The following is a 2,744-nucleotide window of genomic DNA, read 5'->3' on the forward strand; positions in this document are numbered from 1 at the left end:
AGATGTGTTTAATAGACAGGCATATACCTGACATTCAGATTCTCCAGCCTTGTATTGCGGCTATGGATATTGAGCATTCCCACCTCCCGGCGTATGATATCACGTATGGTCAGAGTGGCTCCTTCCTCCGGCAGGAAATCCTCAGGAACAGTAAACTGAAGTCTGCCCGGCGACAGCTCTTCCACATCGCATTGCGACAGCACACCCCAGTCATGAGAATACTGGAAATGCCGGTCGGAAGGGGTATACTTTATACAGTGTGGTATCTCCGTGCTCCACCCCTCGCCAATCAGCCTCAGACGCCGACCCTTGATATCGTATCGTGTATCGCGGTGTGTATTGACTATGATTTTGCCGGGTGTCACACCGGCATATGTGAGTTCCGAACCACCAGGGCGCTCGAAATCGACTGAAAAGTCCGATAAGGTTACATCCACACATGAATCCACAGCTATAGGGGTAATCGAGCCATGCATCATCAATGTAGCGCCATTCCCCTCTATCGTGACTCCCTCCAGGCCATACAGATGCAGGCCTATGGTCTTTACCTTCGACGGACACTCTACCTCCGAGGATGTATTGGAAATGTATATCTCCTTGCGCACGGCACCCTCAGGCCATATATCGTAACGTCCGGGCTCAAACGACAAAACTGCTCCGGGCTTATTGCGGCATGCATCAATAGCCTTACGTATAGCCTCAACAGCATTAGTATACGAATCGGCCTCGGCACCAAAGTCAGACACACGGACTGTATCGCGCTGCTCAGCTCCGGCACACAATGCTGCGGACAATGACAATGTCACCGACAAAACGGCTGTCCTTAATTTTTCCATAATATTATCCATATGACAAAGATACTCATTAATAGCAATTTCAGCCCAATAGTATCATATAAATTTGAATCTCTTGCTCAAATGGCTCCGGTAAATTTCTCTTCAATTGTACTATAATATGTAACTTTGCAGTATGGAACAGAACGAGGAACTACGGAGGGCATGGGAATTTGCCGAACATACCCACACAAGTATTTTTCTTACAGGCAAGGCAGGAACCGGCAAAACCACATTCCTGCGCAATCTGCAACAGCATAGTTCCAAATCGATAGTAGTGGTAGCACCTACCGGTGTGGCGGCCATCAACGCCGGCGGCGTAACAATACATTCGTTTTTCCAGCTCCCGCTTTCCCCATATATCCCGGGGATAGAAATACGCGACAAGTTTAGCTTCTCCCGCGACAAACTGCGCATAATCCGCATGCTCGACCTGCTGGTCATCGATGAGATATCCATGGTGCGCAGCGACCTGCTCGACGCCATCGACAACGCCCTGCGCAAGTACCGCCGCGACAGCCGTCCGTTTGGCGGAGTGCAGTTGATGATGATCGGCGACCTCCAGCAGCTTTCTCCAATCATGACTCCACAGGATGAAGAATTGCTTGCACCGCATTATCCCACACCCTACTTTTTCAGCAGCCGCGCTCTTCAGCAGATAGACTACGTAACAATCGAACTCACAAAAGTCTACCGTCAGCAGAACCTCACATTTATCAAACTGCTCAATCATGTGCGGACAGGGAGTCTCGGACATGAAGACATGAACATTCTCAATTCGCGATACATCCCTGAATTCACTCCTCCCCAAGGCTCGGGATATATCCGTCTCACAACCCACAATTCATTTGCCGACCGCTATAATAATGATTGCCTCGCACGCATTGCCGCACCGGCGGTAACATACCATGCCGAGGTAAAGGGCACGTTCCCAGAGACATCATTCCCGACTGCATCAGAACTCACCCTGAAAGCCGGTGCACAGGTAATGTTTGTGCGCAATGACCTATCTCCGGCACATCAGTATTACAACGGCAAAATCGGACATATCGTAAATCTGCAAAAAGACAAAATAACAGTAGCATGCGGCGATGAAGCCATCGAAGTCACCGCAGCCGAATGGCAGAACACACGCTACCGTGTGGACGATGCCACAGGTGAGCTTACTGAAGATATACAGGGCACGTTCACACAGTTTCCGCTACGCCTCGCATGGTCAATCACAATACACAAAAGCCAAGGACTAACATTTGAGCATGCGATAATCGACGCAGGCTCATCGTTTGCACCCGGACAGGTATATGTGGCGCTAAGCCGATGCAAATCGCTTGAAGGGATGGTACTCGCCACTCCAATCACCCAAGAAGCCATAATGACCGACAACAGGGTATCGGAGTACGTGAACCGACAGCAGGATGAGGCGGCGCGAAGCATTGAGCGATTACCTATGATAAAGGAAGCATACTTCCGCATGCTTGTGATTGAACTGTTTTCGCTCGGTAACGTATGGCAATGCGAGGAGCGCCTCGCCAGATTTGTCGGAGAACACTGTCGGCGCACGTACCCCCATATCGTAACGATACACCGCGAACTTGTCACCGACCTGCGCACACAGGTACTTGAAGTGGCCGACAAATGGCTCCCGGTGTTGAGGCGTATGAGCGACTCCGACCTACACTCCGACGCGACTCTCGAGCGCGTAAAGCGCAGCGCTACATATTTCCATGACACTATGCTCAAACTGTTTGAGCCGATGTTCGAGCGCATTACTGATGTCACAATCAGCAATAAGACAACTGCGTCGAGATTCAAGGAGCTTGTGACCGACCTGTTTCAGACAACCAAAGCACGCCTGCTATTACTCGACGCAATCGCCCGAGATGGATTCACAATACCCGGATATCTCAACAG

General features: G+C 50.3%; 2 protein-coding genes. One reads left to right on the plus strand and one right to left on the minus strand.

Annotated features, from left to right (window positions below):
* Nucleotides 1-8 precede the first annotated feature (8 nt).
* Nucleotides 9-836, minus strand: coding sequence for a hypothetical protein (locus tag K2I50_RS09205; protein WP_301026024.1), 828 nt, complete (start codon nucleotides 834-836; stop codon nucleotides 9-11).
* 133 nt (nucleotides 837-969) lie between these two features.
* Here K2I50_RS09205 and K2I50_RS09210 point away from each other — a divergent pair.
* Nucleotides 970-2,744: ATP-dependent DNA helicase (locus K2I50_RS09210; RefSeq protein WP_301026025.1), on the plus strand; the 1,775-nt coding region annotated here is incomplete at its 3' end.

It is taken from the genome of Muribaculum sp. (assembly GCF_029051885.1).
GTDB lineage: Bacteria > Bacteroidota > Bacteroidia > Bacteroidales > Muribaculaceae > Muribaculum.

Excerpts from the sequence above, each read along its gene's own strand:
- K2I50_RS09205 (WP_301026024.1), bottom strand. The coding sequence starts at position 836 with ATGGAAAAATTAAGGACAGCCGTTTTGTCGGTGACATTGTCATTGTCC.